The sequence below is a fragment of the Rhodococcus sp. D-46 genome (assembly GCF_011290655.1).
In the GTDB taxonomy this organism is placed as follows: Bacteria; Actinomycetota; Actinomycetes; order Mycobacteriales; family Mycobacteriaceae; genus Rhodococcus_F; species Rhodococcus_F qingshengii.
Genome location: NZ_JAANTF010000001.1, coordinates 338,807 through 353,382 on the forward strand (window position 1 = coordinate 338,807; position 14,576 = coordinate 353,382).

15 protein-coding genes are annotated in these 14,576 nt (G+C 63.9%); 9 read left to right on the forward strand and 6 right to left on the reverse strand.

Annotation, left to right across the window (positions count from 1 at the left end; genetic code table 11):
• Positions 1 to 17 precede the first annotated feature (17 nt).
• A complete protein-coding gene (locus G9U53_RS01665; RefSeq protein WP_007731217.1) occupies positions 18 to 488 on the forward strand; it encodes a hypothetical protein in 471 nt (156 codons plus the stop codon).
• 42 nt (positions 489 to 530) lie between these two features.
• Here the strand turns inward: G9U53_RS01665 and G9U53_RS01670 are convergent, their stop codons facing one another.
• Entirely contained in the window at positions 531 to 1,010 is a 480-nt protein-coding gene (locus G9U53_RS01670; protein ID WP_003940724.1) for a GNAT family N-acetyltransferase, read from the reverse strand.
• Between the two features lie 17 nt (positions 1,011 to 1,027).
• Entirely contained in the window at positions 1,028 to 1,651 is a 624-nt protein-coding gene (locus tag G9U53_RS01675) for an acid phosphatase (protein WP_080552758.1), read from the reverse strand.
• A 71-nt stretch (positions 1,652 to 1,722) separates the two neighbouring features.
• Between G9U53_RS01675 and G9U53_RS01680 the strand changes: the two genes are divergently transcribed.
• The gene (locus G9U53_RS01680) at positions 1,723 to 2,520 is read left to right on the forward strand and encodes an AAA family ATPase (protein ID WP_030535000.1); all 798 of its coding nucleotides are present in this window, start codon (positions 1,723 to 1,725) and stop codon (positions 2,518 to 2,520) included.
• 13 nt (positions 2,521 to 2,533) lie between these two features.
• Here G9U53_RS01680 and G9U53_RS01685 read toward each other — a convergent pair whose 3' ends face one another.
• Entirely contained in the window at positions 2,534 to 3,736 is a 1,203-nt protein-coding gene (locus G9U53_RS01685) for a PQQ-binding-like beta-propeller repeat protein (RefSeq protein ID WP_030534999.1), read from the reverse strand.
• 9 nt (positions 3,737 to 3,745) lie between these two features.
• On the reverse strand, positions 3,746 to 5,350 hold the full coding sequence (locus G9U53_RS01690; protein ID WP_165638366.1) for a DEAD/DEAH box helicase: 1,605 nt from the start codon (positions 5,348 to 5,350) through the stop codon (positions 3,746 to 3,748).
• A gap of 377 nt (positions 5,351 to 5,727) precedes the next feature.
• Here G9U53_RS01690 and G9U53_RS01695 point away from each other — a divergent pair, with 377 nt between their 5' ends.
• Both G9U53_RS01695 and G9U53_RS01700 read left to right on the forward strand, forming a co-directional pair.
• Complete coding sequence (locus G9U53_RS01695; RefSeq protein WP_029255047.1) at positions 5,728 to 6,423, forward strand: ferritin-like fold-containing protein; 696 nt, start codon at positions 5,728 to 5,730, stop codon at positions 6,421 to 6,423.
• A 107-nt stretch (positions 6,424 to 6,530) separates the two neighbouring features.
• Positions 6,531 to 6,761 carry a DUF3107 domain-containing protein gene (locus G9U53_RS01700; protein WP_003942312.1) on the forward strand — a complete coding sequence of 77 codons (231 nt, stop codon included), beginning with the start codon at positions 6,531 to 6,533 and terminating at the stop codon, positions 6,759 to 6,761.
• Positions 6,762 to 6,830: 69 nt separating this feature from the next.
• On the opposite strand, the gene G9U53_RS01705 is transcribed toward G9U53_RS01700, so the two are convergent.
• Positions 6,831 to 7,502: a TetR/AcrR family transcriptional regulator gene (locus tag G9U53_RS01705; protein ID WP_003942309.1), complete on the reverse strand. Its 672-nt coding sequence runs from the start codon at positions 7,500 to 7,502 to the stop codon at positions 6,831 to 6,833.
• 373 nt (positions 7,503 to 7,875) lie between these two features.
• Between G9U53_RS01705 and G9U53_RS01710 the strand changes: the two genes are divergently transcribed.
• The 3 genes from G9U53_RS01710 to G9U53_RS01720 are packed head-to-tail and all read left to right on the forward strand — an operon-like array spanning position 7,876 to position 11,012.
• Positions 7,876 to 8,877 (forward strand): DUF3152 domain-containing protein, encoded by a 1,002-nt coding sequence (locus G9U53_RS01710; RefSeq protein WP_003942287.1) that lies wholly within the window; start codon positions 7,876 to 7,878, stop codon positions 8,875 to 8,877.
• A gap of 47 nt (positions 8,878 to 8,924) precedes the next feature.
• The gene (gene moeZ / locus G9U53_RS01715) at positions 8,925 to 10,112 is read left to right on the forward strand and encodes an adenylyltransferase/sulfurtransferase MoeZ (protein WP_003942292.1); all 1,188 of its coding nucleotides are present in this window, start codon (positions 8,925 to 8,927) and stop codon (positions 10,110 to 10,112) included.
• Between the two features lie 45 nt (positions 10,113 to 10,157).
• Positions 10,158 to 11,012: a TIGR02569 family protein gene (locus G9U53_RS01720; RefSeq protein WP_007731227.1), complete on the forward strand. Its 855-nt coding sequence runs from the start codon at positions 10,158 to 10,160 to the stop codon at positions 11,010 to 11,012.
• On the opposite strand, the gene G9U53_RS01725 is transcribed toward G9U53_RS01720, so the two are convergent.
• A complete protein-coding gene (locus G9U53_RS01725; RefSeq protein WP_165638256.1) occupies positions 11,009 to 11,689 on the reverse strand; it encodes a FadR/GntR family transcriptional regulator in 681 nt (226 codons plus the stop codon). The genes G9U53_RS01720 and G9U53_RS01725 overlap by 4 nt on opposite strands.
• 93 nt (positions 11,690 to 11,782) lie before the next feature.
• Here G9U53_RS01725 and G9U53_RS01730 point away from each other — a divergent pair, with 93 nt between their 5' ends.
• Together G9U53_RS01730 and G9U53_RS01735 are read left to right on the forward strand one after the other, a co-directional pair.
• A complete protein-coding gene (locus G9U53_RS01730) occupies positions 11,783 to 13,045 on the forward strand; it encodes an MFS transporter (RefSeq protein ID WP_064112602.1) in 1,263 nt (420 codons plus the stop codon).
• Positions 13,046 to 13,158: 113 nt separating this feature from the next.
• A complete protein-coding gene (locus G9U53_RS01735; protein ID WP_085989607.1) occupies positions 13,159 to 14,559 on the forward strand; it encodes a nitrate/nitrite transporter in 1,401 nt (466 codons plus the stop codon).
• The last annotated feature ends 17 nt before the right edge of the window (positions 14,560 to 14,576 follow it).

A 14,576-nucleotide genomic window follows, 5' to 3' on the forward strand; every position in this document is an offset into this window, starting at 1 on the left:
TGTTCTAGGCTGGCCTCGTGCCGAATACCGCCAGTCCGAACGCCCTGCCCAAGACAGTCACATGGGCGGGTGCCCTCGTGACGCTTCAAGGGCTGGTTGCCGCCGGGTTCGCGATCGTCGCAGTGATTCGCGGTGCAACCGGCCACGATCAGAGCGTCACCAACGGATACGGATTTGCCGCCTGGGTCGCGATCCTCGGCGGCGCGGTGTTGGCTGCCGGTATCGCTTTGCTGACGGGCCGCCGGTGGGGCCGGGCAATCGCCGTCGTCGCACAGTTGCTGCTCCTGCCGGTCGCCTGGTCGCTCCTGACCGATTCGCATCAGGTGCCGCTCGGCATCGTTCTGGGTGTCGTCGTTCTCGGCGCTCTGGGCTGCCTGTTCTCGGCTCCGACGTCTCGATGGATGGCAGCGGAGTACGGAGCGTACGCAGACGAGGTGTCGCCGGAAGAGGGACGCCCGGACGAGACCGACGAGCCGCGGGACAAGTAGGACGGAACGCCTACCCTGCTTCGGTCCTACTCAGCTTCCGCTCTACTCAGCTTCGGCGGCGAGAGCTCCGAGGTGAGTACCGGTCAGGCGATACGTGGTCCACTCCGTCTTCGCGTCGGCGCCGAGTGACTCGTAGAACTTGATCGAGGGGGTGTTCCAGTTGAGCACCGACCAGGACAGCCGGGTGTAGTCGTTGTCGGTGCACTCCTTGGCGAGTGCGGCCAGAAGAGCCTTCCCGTGGCCTGATCCGCGCTGACTGGGCTTGACGTAGAGGTCTTCGAGGTAGATACCGTGGGCGCCGTCCCACGTCGAGAAATTGCGAAACCACAACGCCATGCCGACGACGTCGTCGGCCGAATTCACAGCGACGTGCGCGAAGGCCGTCGCGGCCGGCCCGAACAAAGCCTCGCCGATCTGTTCCGCCTTCACGGTGCACTCGTCGAGGGCCTTCTGGTAGTCGGCCAACTCGTAGATCATGTCTGTGATCGGCTGGACGTCTGCGGGCGTGGCGCGTCGGATCATAGGGAGAATCTTAGGCCTCAAGCCTCGACGAGCGGCGGCACGTTGTGATGGACGAGGTGGGTGGCGCCGTGCTCGTAACCGAGAACCGAGTAAGCGCCGGGGGACAAGGCGAAACGCTTTCCTTCCGTCACCGGGAGCTCGAGCCAGCGGGCGATGAGTGCGCGTGAGAAGTGGCCGTGCCCGATCAGGATCACGTCGCGTTCGGGTAGTTGCGAACGCACCATCGACAGCACCATGTCGGTCCGGGCGTGGATCTGATCGGCCTGCTCGCCGCCGGGGCACGGGTGCGTCCAGACGGTCCAATCGGGCACCGTTGCGCGGATCTCGGGCGTCGTGAGGCCTTCGTAATCGCCGTAGTCCCATTCGGACAGTGCATCCCAGGTTCGCTCTTCCGGCAGGCCGGCGAGATCACCCGTCAACTGTGCGCGCAGCCGCGGACTCGTCAGAATCATGGGGTTCCGGAGGTCGAGGGTTCGCAAGCGATTTCCGGTCGCGGTTGCCTGCATCTCGCCGAGCGGAGTCAGCGGAACCTCGGTCCGGCCCGTGTGTTTCCCGGTGCGTGCCCACTCGGTTTCACCGTGGCGCATGAGTACGACGCGAGCACCGAGGGGGATCGACGAGGGGGCGGACTGGGAGGTCATGTCGACCATCATTGCAGGCTGCCTCGCGTGTGTAGCTCGCCTCCTGGCGCGAAGTGCGCAAGGATCTACGTGTGACGACGGTTCTCGCAGTGGCGAATCAAAAGGGCGGCGTGGCTAAAACCACTACCGTCGCTTCTCTCGGTGCGGCTTTGTCCGCGCTCGGACAACGAGTCTTGGTGGTGGATCTCGACCCGCAGGGCTGCCTGACGTTCTCGCTCGGACACAACCCGGATCGCCTCGAGCGTTCGGTCAACGAGGTCCTGGCGGGTGATCTCGACGCGGTCGACGCCGTGCTGAAGACGGACGACGGTATGGATCTCCTGCCGGCCACGATCGATCTCGCGGGCGCCGAAGCGCTGCTCCTGATGCGACCCGGTCGAGAGTTCGCGCTCAAGCGGGCGCTGTCTCCGCTCCTGGGCTCTTACGACGTCATCATCATCGACTGCCCACCGTCGTTGGGTGTGCTCACACTCAACGGATTGACTGCGGCGCAGTCGGTTCTGGTTCCACTGCAATGCGAAACCCTCGCACACCGCGGCGTCGGACAGCTGCTGCGTACGGTTCGTGAAGTCCAAGCCATCACCAACCCGGATCTTGTTCTGCTCGGCGCACTTCCGACTCTGTACGACGCTCGAACCACGCACAGTCGCGACGTGCTCGCCGACGTCAGCGACCGCTACTCCCTGGCCGTTCTGGCGCCTCCGATCCCACGCACCGTCAAGTTCGCCGAGGCGTCCGCGTCGGGTGCGACGGTCCTCGCCGGACGAAAGAACAAGGGTGCGGATGCCTATCGTGAACTCGCGGACAATCTCGTAAAGCATTGGGCTGGAAACGAAGTCGTGACTTTCGCGCCGGAGCTGGCGATCTGAGGAAGGTGAGCTTCTAGCGCAGCGCGAACAAGGTATCGCCGCGCTGTTCCAGAATCGTCTCGCCCGCACTGGCGAGCACGATCGGTGTCGCCGTCTCGCCGCGGTCGACTGCGATCATGCGCTGCACCGCTCCGTCCGACGGACTGACGGCTGCAATGCCGCCCGGAACGGGGATGAGCATCTGACCGGCAACCATGCTTCCGGGTCCGGACGTTCCGTTGACGATCCACGTCGGAGCCAGATCGCTCAGGCGCAGGTTGACGGTCTGCGAGCCGGTCCACCACGTGATCGAAGCCTTGTCGGCGTGGGTGCGGGCGCCTTCGGTCACCGTTCCCTCGATCGGATAGTCGACGATCGGATTGCCGGATCCGTCGAAAATAGTGATGCGAGAAACGGTTCCGTTGGCGGCAGGGAGGTAGACGGCCGTCTTTTCGCCGGCCACGGCAAGCAGGCGGGCGCCCTCGGAGTCGAGGAGAATCGCGGATCCGTACTCTTCGGGTTCCTGGGCGTCCTTCGGTGCGGGATTCATCACCGTCAACCTGTTGGAGGCTTCACCGGGGCAGCGCTCGAGTACCGAGACTCGGTTGGCGCTCGACGCAGCGTCGAGCAGCGTGCATCCGGTGCGAGGTTGCTTGTTGGGGTTCACCTTCGCGTCGACCCGGCCGTACTCGAGGGTTCGGACGAGGTCCGAGCGCCACAGCTCCATTCGCTCACTGCCGCGCGAAATCAGGTAGGTGCCGTCCGCTGAAAGGCTGACCGCGGAATCGGCGTCGCTGTTGCGCTGGTCCTTTCGGGCGCCGGTGTCGGCGACCAGTGACGTGACCTGAGAGCAACCGCGATCATCCTGATAGACGCTGACGACGCGATCCCACGAACCGATCGCGCCGCACAGCGGAATGTTGCGCGCGTATCGCCACACTTCTTCGCCCGTTGCCGGATCGCGGCCGATCACCTCGGAGCCGTCGGCGGTGACGACGGCATTTCCGACGGTGATCGGTGCCGTCGAGTCGGCACTCGGAGATTCCCACGTCTGTTTCAGGATGTCGGGTAACAACACCGACGTCGACAGAGGTGGGAGTGGAGATTCAGCGGTGACCGAGGTGGTTCCGCGCGCATCACTGCGCAACCACACAACGGTCACCGCCACGATTACGGCCAGCGCGATTGCCAGCGCACCGATCACATCTGAGCGAGTACGCCTTTCGGGAGCCAGCACATCGGCAGCTTACTCTGCGGCGCCTGCCGTCGCGGAAGCCGCGGGGCGACGACGCCGACGGCGACGCGGCTTGGCCGCTCCGTCTTCGTCCGAGTTCTCGGCAGCGGTTGCCGCGGGTGCCGAAGGGGGAGCTGTGGTGGCGCCGGCGGTGGTGGACGTCGGGGCGTCGGTCGAAGCGCCGGCGCGGGTGCGGCGACGGGTCCGGTTGCGGCGGGGAGCGGCCTTCTCTTCGTTGCCGTCCGAGTCGGTCGACTTCGGCGCGTCTGCTTTTTCCGTTGCTGCTTTTTCCGTTGCTGCCTTCTCAGGTGCGGCCTTGGCCTTGCGAACAGTGCCCTTGGCATCGGCCGGAATGGACAACTCTTCGTAGAGGTGCGGCGAGCTGGAGTAGGTCTCGACCGGGTCGGGGATTCCGAGGCTCAGTGCCTTGTCGATGAGCTGCCAGCGAGGGATGTCGTCCCAGTCGACCAGCGTGACGGCGATGCCGGTGCGTCCGGCGCGGCCGGTACGACCGATGCGGTGGACGTAGGTCTTCTCGTCCTCGGGGCACTGGTAGTTGATGACGTGGGTGACGTCGTCGATGTCGATACCGCGGGCAGCGACGTCGGTGGCGACCAGAACGTCGACCTTGCCGTTACGGAAGCCCTTCAGCGCCTTTTCACGGGCGATCTGTCCGAGGTCACCGTGGACGGCACCGACGGAGAAGCCGCGTTCCGCGAGATCGTCGGCCACCTTCTGGGCTGTGCGCTTGGTGCGGGTGAAGATCATCGTCGCGCCGCGGCCTTCGGCCTGCAGGACGCGGGCGACCATCTCGGCCTTGTCGAGCGCGTGTGCACGGTAGATGTGCTGGCTGGTGCGATCGTGCACCGCGGAGGATTCGGCCTCTTCGGCGCGGATGTGCGTCGGCTGCGTCAGGAAGGTACGAGCCAGGGTGATGATCGGGCCGGGCATCGTCGCGGAGAAGAGCATCGTCTGACGCTTGTCGGGGACCATGCCCATGAGGCGTTCGATGTCGGGGAGGAATCCCAGGTCGAGCATTTCGTCGGCCTCGTCGAGGACGAGAACGCCCACCTTGCCCAGGATCAGGTGCGACTGGTTGGCGAGGTCGAGCAGGCGACCCGGGGTGCCGACGACAACGTCGACGCCCTTCTGGAGTGCCGAGATCTGCGCCTCGTACGGACGGCCGCCGTAGATGGGCAGAACCTGGAGACCGCGGTCGCCGACCCGGAGGTACTTGCTGGCGTTCTCGAGGTCGCGGGCAACCTGGATGCACAGCTCGCGGGTGGGAACGATGATCAGAGCGCGGGGCGTGCCGTCGAGAACAGCTGTGCCGTTCTCGGCGGTGACGATGCGATGCAGGAGCGGGACGCCGAAACCGAAGGTCTTGCCCATTCCGGTGCGGGCCTGACCGATGAGGTCGTCACCGGCGAGAGCCAACGGAAGGGTGAGTTCCTGGATGGCGAAGGTGCGCTCGATGCCGATCTCGTTCAGTGCGCGGACGATTTCGTCGCGGACACCGAGTTCGGCGAAGCTCGGGGGTACATGGGTGTCGTCGAGCTGGACGGAAACGGTGTTCTCGGTTGCTTCGTCTTCGTGGTCGACAGTGATCTTGCTCAGGGGACTAGCCTTTCCTCGTGGCGGTACGCACGCACAAGGTAAGGGGCCAGGCCGTAAGTCGGCCGATGTCGATGCCCTCTTTTTCTTCGGTCATGCCTACGCCTCAGCACTGAATTCCACTCGGACGAATTCGAACCGTCCGGAGATCTCGGCGAAGCGGGCGACAACCGTCGATGCAGGTGCGCGCACATTATCGGTGGGGTTCGCGTGAATACAGCCGTCCCGGCTAACCAATTGGCCCGGGGGAACTGGCGAACTCCCAAGACCATTGTAGCTGCACGTTGTCCGTCCCTCGCGATGACATGTCGAAGATCACCGAATCGGACATGCGGTCCTTGCCGGTCGCGTCGGCCGTCGAAGCACTACAGTTCGTAGTCATGGGCGCACACGATCTTGATGCTTCGACGGACGCTGGAACCGGAGGCCGAGTCGCTTCCGATCACCCTGGCGTGATCGATTTGTTTGCCGTTCTCGCGTATGGCGAGATTTCGGCGTTCTACCGTTTGGCGGAGGACGCACAAATGGCACCGGACCTGCGAGGCAAGGTGGCGTTCGCCAGCATGGCCGCCGCCGAGATGGACCACTTCGAGACTCTGGAAACGGCGTTGACGGAACGTGGCCACGAGATCTTCGCCGTCATGGACCCGTTCGTTCGAGCTCTCGACAACTACCACGCGTCGACGACACCGTCGACGTGGCTGGAATCGCTCGTGAAGGCGTACGTCGGCGACGGAATCGCTGCCGACTTCTATCGCGAGATCGGGCACTCCCTCCCGGCGGATGTCGCGGAAATCGTCGAGGACGTGCTGTCCCAGACGGGCCACTCGGAGTTCGTGGTGCTCGAGGTGAAGGCAGCAGTGGAGGCCAGTACTCGCGCCAAGGACCGGTTGATGCTGTGGGGACGCCGTCTTCTGGGCGAAGCAATCACGCAGGCACAGTTCGTGCTGGCGCAGCGTGAAGATCTCACCGATCTGGTGATCTCCGCCTCCGGCGACCTCAACGGAGTTGTCGCGTTGTTCGACGGCATGCAGGCAAAGCATGCCGAGCGGATGGCGATTCTCGGACTCGTCTAGGTGCCTGTTCGCTCTGGGCACAGCGTGCAGAGGAGCGTGGGCGGTCGTTGCTGCATTAGCCTTGCGTCGACAACGGATGTAATTCACGAACAGTTCGGAGGTTGACCGTGGAGGTCAAGATCGGTGTAATCGACAGCCCGCGTGAGCTCATCGTCAACAGCGAACAGACCCCTGACGAGGTCGAGACACTGGTCGCGGCTGTCCTCGGTGGCCGCGAGCCGGTTCTGGCTCTCGTCGACGACAAGGGCCGCAAGTTCCTGGTGCAGGCTTCTCGTGTGGCGTACGTGGAGATCGGTCCGTCCGATATCCGCAAGGTCGGATTCGCGCCTACCGTCTGACGCGTAGCTGTAACAGCAGAATGGGCGGGCAGTCGTGAGACTGCCCGCCCATTCTCGTTCGGGTTCCGGTTACTTCGTTTCGGCTTGCAGCGGCACGTGTGAGAGACCGCCCCACGCGAGGGTCACGGTGATTTCCACGGCTTCTTCCTTCGGGATCGGCCGCGCGGCCTCGAGCCAGTACCGCGCAGTGAACTGGCTGGCACCGACAAGACCGACCGCAAGGATGCGCGCGCGGTACGGATCGAGTCCGGAATCCTGACTCACCAGGTCGAACACGGCGTCGACGCAGGCTTCGGTGGCTTGTTCGACGCGTGTCTGGACCTGAGGTTCGCCCATGATGTCGGACTCGAACACCAGGCGGAAGCCCTGGGAGTCGTTGTCGACGAAGTCGAAGAACGCCTGGACCGCGGCGCGGACACGCTGTTTGTTGTCCGTCGTCGATCGCAGGGCCTGGCGTACACCCGAGATGAGGCTGTCGACGTAACTCTGCAGGACTGCGACGTACAGTTCGAGTTTGCCTGGGAAATGTTGGTACAGAACTGGCTTGCTGACACCGGCACATTCGGCGATCTCGTCCATGCCGGCCGAGTGGTACCCGTTCGCAACGAATACCTCACTTGCAGCTGCGAGGAGCTGGAGGCGGCGCGCATCGCGGGGGAGGCGGGTGCTGCGACGTGTTCCGGCAGGCTTGCCAGCCGTTGTACCGCGATCGGAGTCAGTCCGATCCGCGAGTTCTGTCATGTCGCTTCCAATCTGAGCAAAAGTAATTCGGTCGGCGCGCGGATCCGCGAGTCGCGTGTGCGTACCCGCCAGTATCCTCCGTCACACCGGTCGTAGCCGAATGAACGATACCGTGTGTCGCCCGGGCGAGTCGCGCGTGCCTCGGTGAGCGAGACCAGCGGTCTTTCTCGTTACAGGACGGGCTGCCATGACACGCCAGGACCAGCAAGTTTCGGTCAGCCCGGGCGAGCGACTTGCCGTGTGTGAGATTCTGGACGACGTGACTGACCCAGGGGGACCGCGCATGCGTGGACGAACTACGCAGAACCCTGAACGTGAGGAACGTCGAATGCGTAGCGGAACTGGAGCGCCTCGCGACGAACGTCGGCCGGAGGTGCCGGATGATCGTGCCTACGGCGAACGCGACTATCGCGGCATTTCCTCCCATCAGCCTTTGCGCGCCCAATGGGATCCGACCAAACGAGAAGTGGGCCGAACCCCGCGTAATCCGCGACCGGACCGGGCAGCGCGAAAGCAGAGCAAGCTCGGGCGCTTCGTCTCGACCTACGGTTGGCGGGCCTACGCGATTCCGGTTCTCGTGGTGCTCACCATTCTTGTGATCGTCGATGCGGTACGGCCGGACGCCACAGACTCCGCGAGCAAGACGTCGGCCACCGCCGACCTCGCGCACAGCACCGACGGAACCGACGTCATCGGTGCCCCACCGGCCGGAGACGGAACTTTTGCCTCGTCGATACCGTCCGGTGCCCTTCCCGACGGTGGTCCGTTCACCGTCGCGGGGGGTGGAACGTGGCACGTCGTACCAGGTACGACGGGCAAGGTCGGACAGGGAACCGAACGCGAGTTCACGTACACGGTCGAGATCGAGGACGGCGTCGACACGACCGGCTTCGGCGGAGACGAATCGTACGGACGCATGGTCGACCAGACACTGGCCAATCCGAAGAGTTGGACCAACGATCCCAAGGTCGCGTTCCGGCGCGTCGACGCCGGCGAGCCGGACTTCCGGATCTCCTTGACCTCACAGATGACGATCCGCGAAGGCTGTGGATACGAAATCGAACTCGAAGGATCCTGCTACAACCCGAGCATGGACCGAGTCCTGCTCAACGAACCGCGATGGGTGCGAGGCGCCATTTCGTTCCAGGGCGACATCGGCTCGTATCGGCAGTATCAGATCAATCACGAGGTCGGCCATGCCATCGGATACGCCGCTCATCAGCCGTGCGAGACCGAAGGCGGACTCGCACCGATCATGATGCAGCAGACCTTCGGAACCGCGAACAACGACATCGCTAGGCTTGATCCCGAGGGCGTCGTTCCGATGAACGGACTCACGTGCCGCTTCAATCCGTGGCCGTACCCCCGAGCGTGACCGGATCGAGAATCCCTGATCTCGTCTTGAACTAGGAGTGTTTCGCGGTGTCTGCAACACCCGTCGTATTGCCACCACTGGTGGAGCCGGCAGCCGAGTTGAGCCGGGAGGAAGTTGCCCGATACAGCCGGCACCTGATCATCCCGAACGTAGGCATGACCGGTCAGAAGCGGCTCAAGAATGCACGAGTCCTGTTCATCGGCGCCGGTGGATTGGGTTCACCGGCACTGCTCTACCTCGCGGCCGCAGGAGTGGGCACCATCGGGATCGTCGAGTTCGACGAGGTCGACATGTCGAACCTGCAGCGTCAGGTGATTCACGGACGCTCCGACGTCGGACGCCCGAAGGCGCTCAGTGCGAAGGAGTCGATTCTCGAAATCAACGAGCACGTCGACGTCCGGTTGCACGAGTTCCGCCTGGACAACTCCAACGCGGTCGAACTGTTCTCCGAGTACGACCTGATCCTGGACGGTACGGACAACTTCGCGACGCGGTACCTCGTCAACGATGCTGCCGTCATCGCGGGAAAGCCGTACGTGTGGGGCTCGATCTACCGCTTCGAAGGGCAGGTCTCGGTCTTCTGGGAAGACGCCCCGGACGGCGCGGGACTGAACTATCGCGATCTTTACCCGGAGGCGCCGCCGCCAGGCATGGTTCCCTCGTGCGCCGAGGGTGGTGTGCTCGGAGTCCTGCCCGCGACCGTCGGTTCGATCATGGCGACCGAGGCGGTCAAGCTCATCACGGGGATCGGCGAACCGCTTCTCGGACGCCTGATGATCTACGACGCACTTGCGATGACGTTCCGGACGATCCGCCTTCAGCGTGATCCGACCCGCGTGCCGGTCACCGCCTTGATCGACTACGACGCGTTCTGCGGTGTCGTGTCCGAAGAGGCGAGTGCCGCTGCTGTCGGTTCGACGATCACGGCGCCCGAACTGGAGGCCATGATCGGTGAGGGACGGTCGATCGAGCTGGTCGACGTACGAGAACCGGTTGAATGGGACATCATGCATCTGCCGGGGGCCGTGCTGATCCCGAAGGACCGCATCCTGTCCGGTGAAGCTCTGGCGACGTTGCCGCAGAACAAGCAGATAGTGCTGTACTGCAAAACCGGCATTCGTTCCGCCGAGGCATTGGCATTTCTCAAGAACGCCGGTTTCTCCGACGCGGTCCACGTTCAAGGCGGCGCGATCGCCTGGGCGAACCAGGTGGATGCGAGTCTGCCGGTCTACTAGGCGCGCCTCGCGGGAGGCGGCGCCGCGCACCGGTAGCGTTGGGGTGTGAGCACAGGCCAACCTCCCCAGCACGTGTGCTCCACCTTCGGCCTCCGTGAAGTCGATCCCATCCCACTCGGTGCGGATTGGGACGGCGGGTGGCTGTGTGGAGACGTCGTCCTTTCAGCAGTCGCGGATCATGCCCGCGCAGCGTGGTCGGCGAAGGTGCGAGAGAACCTCGAAGTCGACGGCGTTCGGCTGGCTCGACCGGTGCGTTCGACCGACGGTCGTTACGTCGTCTCGGGCTGGCGTGCCGACACCTTCATCGTCGGATCGCCGGAACCACGTCACGACGAAGTGGTCTCGATGTCCTGCCGACTGCATGCGGCGACGGCCTCGCTCGAGCGCCCGCGCTTCCTTGCGCAACCGCCCGTGCCGCCGTGGGCCGAGGTCGACGTATTCGTCGCCGCTGATCGCGCGGCATGGGAAACGGTTCCGCTGAGGATCGCGAAGGGCGTCGAGCAACTCGAGACGCCCACTCCTGACGGTCGCAAGAGTCTGGAACTGATCGCCGGGCTCGCTACTTTGCGTAAGCCGGTGCAGAGCCCGGACCAGCTCGTGCACGGCGATCTGTTCGGGACAGTGCTGTTCTCGGGCAGTATGGCGCCCGGAATCACCGACATCACGCCGTATTGGCGGCCGGCTGCGTGGGCCGCCGCCGTCGCTGTGGTCGACGCGATCTCGTGGGGCGGTGCCGACGAGGCACTGGTCGGCCGGTGGGAAGATCTCCCCGAGTGGCCGCAGATGCTTCTACGTGCGGTGATGTTCCGCTTGGCGGTTCATGTTCTGCATCCTCGCTCGACGGCGGACGCGTTCCCGGGGTTGGCCCGTACGTCCGACATCGTGCGCTTGCTGCTCTAGATCGGGGCGCCGGTACCGAAGTCCGAGACCAGGCCCTCGAACAGCTCGCGTGCGGCGTTCGAGGCGGCCACGGTGTTCCCGTCGACGACAGCGTTGACGAGGTTTGCGTGCTGCGAGTGGAATCCTTCGCCGGTTGCATCGATGTGCTGTTGGATCGTGGTCTCGATGACCGGGAGCAGGGAGTCGTAGAACTCCAGGTAGACCTCGTTGTGGCTGGCCGCGACGATTGCTCGGTGCAGGGCGACGTCCGCGGTGGTGGCAGCGTCGACGTCCTGACCCTCCCATGACGCGGTGCGAAGCTCGAGTAGCCGCGTCAGTTCGGCGATGTCGTCTTCGGTTCGCCGTGCGGCGGCGAGGGTGGCTGCAGTGATGTCGAGTGCGCGCCGAAGTTCGAGTACATCCCGCTGGTGGGCACCGGCAAAGTAGTTGCCGAGAGTGCCACCGAGGTCGGAGACGGCAACGACGTAGGTGCCCGATCCCTGACGACGTTCCAGCATTCCGGCGTGTACGAGCGCCTGGACCGCCTCGCGCACGGTATTGCGACCGGTCCCGGTCAGCTCCGACAGTTCCGGTTCGGTGGGGATTTTTGAACCGATCGGCCAGGCTCCGCTCCGGATCTCGTTGCGGAGTTGTTCGGTGACCTGCGAGATGAGACTTGCGCGTCGAACGGGTTGCACGTGGTTGTTTCCTCGGGTCCGGGTAAGTGGTGTGAATGTGACGTTAGATTACCGCGCTTGTGCGAGTTCGTCCGGTCATCCTATGATTTGCCGGTGACTGCTCAACTGGAGAGAACCGAAACCCGCTCGTTGATACAAGGCCGTGTGCTCGTCTTCGCTGCGATTGCGATGTCTGCGCTCGTACTTCGACTTGCGGTGACCTCGTTCTCGCCCTTGGCGGCCGAGATTCGCGACGAGATCGGCTTCTCCGCCTCGATCGTCGGTGTCTTCGGCATGGTTCCGACCGCAATGTTCGCCATCTTCGGTCTCGTCACTCCCGCCATCGCGAAACGTATCGGGCTCGAGCGAACGGCCCTCGTTGCGATGCTCATGGCCGGCGTCGGAATGTTGTTGCGCGCCATGATGTCTCAGACATGGTCGTTGCTGGCCCTCTCGGCTCTGGCACTGGCAGGCATGGGAATCGGCAATGTCGTGATCCCACCGTTGGTCAAGCGGTACTTCTCGGATCGCCTCGCCACCATGAGTTCGGTCTACATCGTGGCCGTGCAGATCGGCACCATCGTTCCGGCGTTTGTCGCAGTCCCGGTTGCCGACGCCTTCGGGTGGCGGTTCTCGATCGGCTGGTGGTCCGCCTTCGGCTTCGCCGCAGCAGTGCCGTGGTTGATCACCCTCGCTCGCTCGCGCAAGGCTCGCGCGAACGAAGCCGGGTCCGTCGAGAATGCATCGGATTCGGTTGCGGCAGTGGCAGAACAGCCACGCGGTCAGGTCTGGCGTTCTCCCGTGGCCTGGGGGATGGCCGGCATGTTCGGCATGACCTCACTGATCACGTATTCGATGTTCACGTGGATTCCCTCGATCCTTCGTGACGCCGGAGCCAGTGATGCCTTCGGCGGAACGATGGTCGGAATGTTCTCGGTGATCGGGCTCGTCGCAGCTTTCGGTGCACCGACGCTGTGCGCCCGCATGGCCAATCCCTTCCCTGTCGTGATCGCGTGTGCCGTCTGCTACCTGGTCGGCATGGGCGGGCTGTACTTTGCCCCGATGGCGGCGCCGGTCGTGTGGGTTGTCGTCTTGGGCCTCGGTCCGAGCACGTTCCCGATGTCGCTCACGCTGATCAACCTGCGTACTCGTTCGCACATCGGTTCCTCGGCACTGTCCGGCTTCACCCAGGGCATCGGCTACTCCGTTGCCTGCCTCGGTCCGCTCCTGTTCGGCGTTTTCCACGACGTGTCCGGTGGATACGCTGCGCCGTTCGGCCTGCTCGTCGTCGCTGTGATCGTGGTGCTCCTGGGCGCCTACCAGGCATGTAAGCCTCGGATGCTCGAGGATTCCTGGCACGCACCTGCGAAAAACTAGCTCACACCCGGTCTTGTTACCGGGTGAGGATCAATTGACTTCGCGGTCATCGCACGCAGCACCGGCGCAATAACCGTTTTCTACCTTTGGGTCTCCAACATATTCAGGAGGCCCTGGTGAGTCATTACATCGAGCATTGGGATGCAGAGGACGTCGACGCCTGGGAATCCGGCGGCAAGGACATCGCGAAGCGGAACCTGATCTGGTCAGTGGTAGCCGAACACGTCGGCTTCTCGATCTGGTCGATCTGGTCCGTGATGGTGTTGTTCATGCCGACGGATATCTACGGCATCGACGCGGCCGGAAAGTTCTTCCTCGTCGCAGTGCCCACACTTGTCGGGTCGGTCCTCCGCATTCCCTACACGGTTGCCACCGCACGGTTCGGCGGTCGTAACTGGACCGTCATGAGTGCGCTGTTCCTCTTCGTGCCAACACTTCTCACGCTCTACCTGATGATGAACCCGGGTGCGTCGTACACCACGTTCATGTTGGTAGCGGCCACTGCAGGTATCGGCGGCGGCAACTTCGCGTCGTCGATGACAAACATCAATGCCTTCTACCCGCAACGCCTCAAGGGGTGGGCGCTCGGTCTCAATGCCGGCGGCGGCAACATCGGTGTGCCGATGATTCAGCTGATCGGTCTGCTGGTGATCGCCACCGTCGGTAACCGCGCTCCGTGGATCGTCTGCGCCGTCTATCTCGTGTTCATTGCGGCCGCCGCCGTCGGTGCCGCGCTGTTCATGGACAACCTGGGCAACCAGAAGTCGGACCTGCGCTCCATGGCCAAGGCACTCAAGTTCTCCGAGTCGTGGGTGATCAGCTTCCTGTACATCGGTACGTTCGGTTCCTTCATCGGATTCAGCTTCGCCTTCGGTCAGGTTCTGCAGATCAACTTCCTCGCCGGCGGTGCCACTCCGGCCGCGGCCGCGCTGCATGCAGCACAGATCGCCTTCATCGGCCCTCTCCTCGGTTCGATCGCTCGCCCCCTCGGCGGCAAACTGGCCGACCGGATCGGCGGCGGCAAGATCACCATGTGGACGTTTGTCGCCATGGCATTCGCGGCATCGATACTCGTGACGGCCGGAACGATGGACGACAACACCGCCGGCGTCGCCAGCGCCGGGATCATGGTGACATTCGTTCTCGGCTTCATCGCCCTGTTCCTGCTCTCGGGCATCGGAAACGGATCCGTCTACAAGATGATCCCGGCGATCTTCGAGGCGAAGGCTCAGAGCTTCGATCACATGGATCGAAGCGAGAAGGCAACGTGGTCGCGCAGTATCTCCGGCGCTCTCATCGGATTTGCCGGTGCGGTAGGCGGTTTGGGCGGCGTCGGTATCAACCTGGTGCTGCGCGCGTCGTACAGCAGCCCCGCGAAGTCGGCGACCATGGCCTTCTGGGTGTTCCTGGCCTTCTACATCGCCTGCATCGCAGTCACCTGGTTCGTCTTCCTGCGCAAGCCGTCGACGCTGACCACAGACGTCGACGAGGCGAAGGTCGCAGTCACGGCGTGAGCGGTCCGCGGAATCTC

What these genes read in the sequence shown, in the direction of transcription:
- G9U53_RS01675 (WP_080552758.1), bottom strand. Translation starts at nt 1,651, where the DNA reads ATGACCTCCCAGTCCGCCCCCTCGTCGATCCCCCTCGGTGCTCGCGTC.
- G9U53_RS01705 (WP_003942309.1), bottom strand. Translation starts at nt 7,502, where the DNA reads ATGACAGAACTCGCGGATCGGACTGACTCCGATCGCGGTACAACGGCT.
- G9U53_RS01670 (WP_003940724.1), bottom strand. Translation starts at nt 1,010, where the DNA reads ATGATCCGACGCGCCACGCCCGCAGACGTCCAGCCGATCACAGACATG.
- G9U53_RS01695 (WP_029255047.1), top strand. Translation starts at nt 5,728, where the DNA reads ATGGGCGCACACGATCTTGATGCTTCGACGGACGCTGGAACCGGAGGC.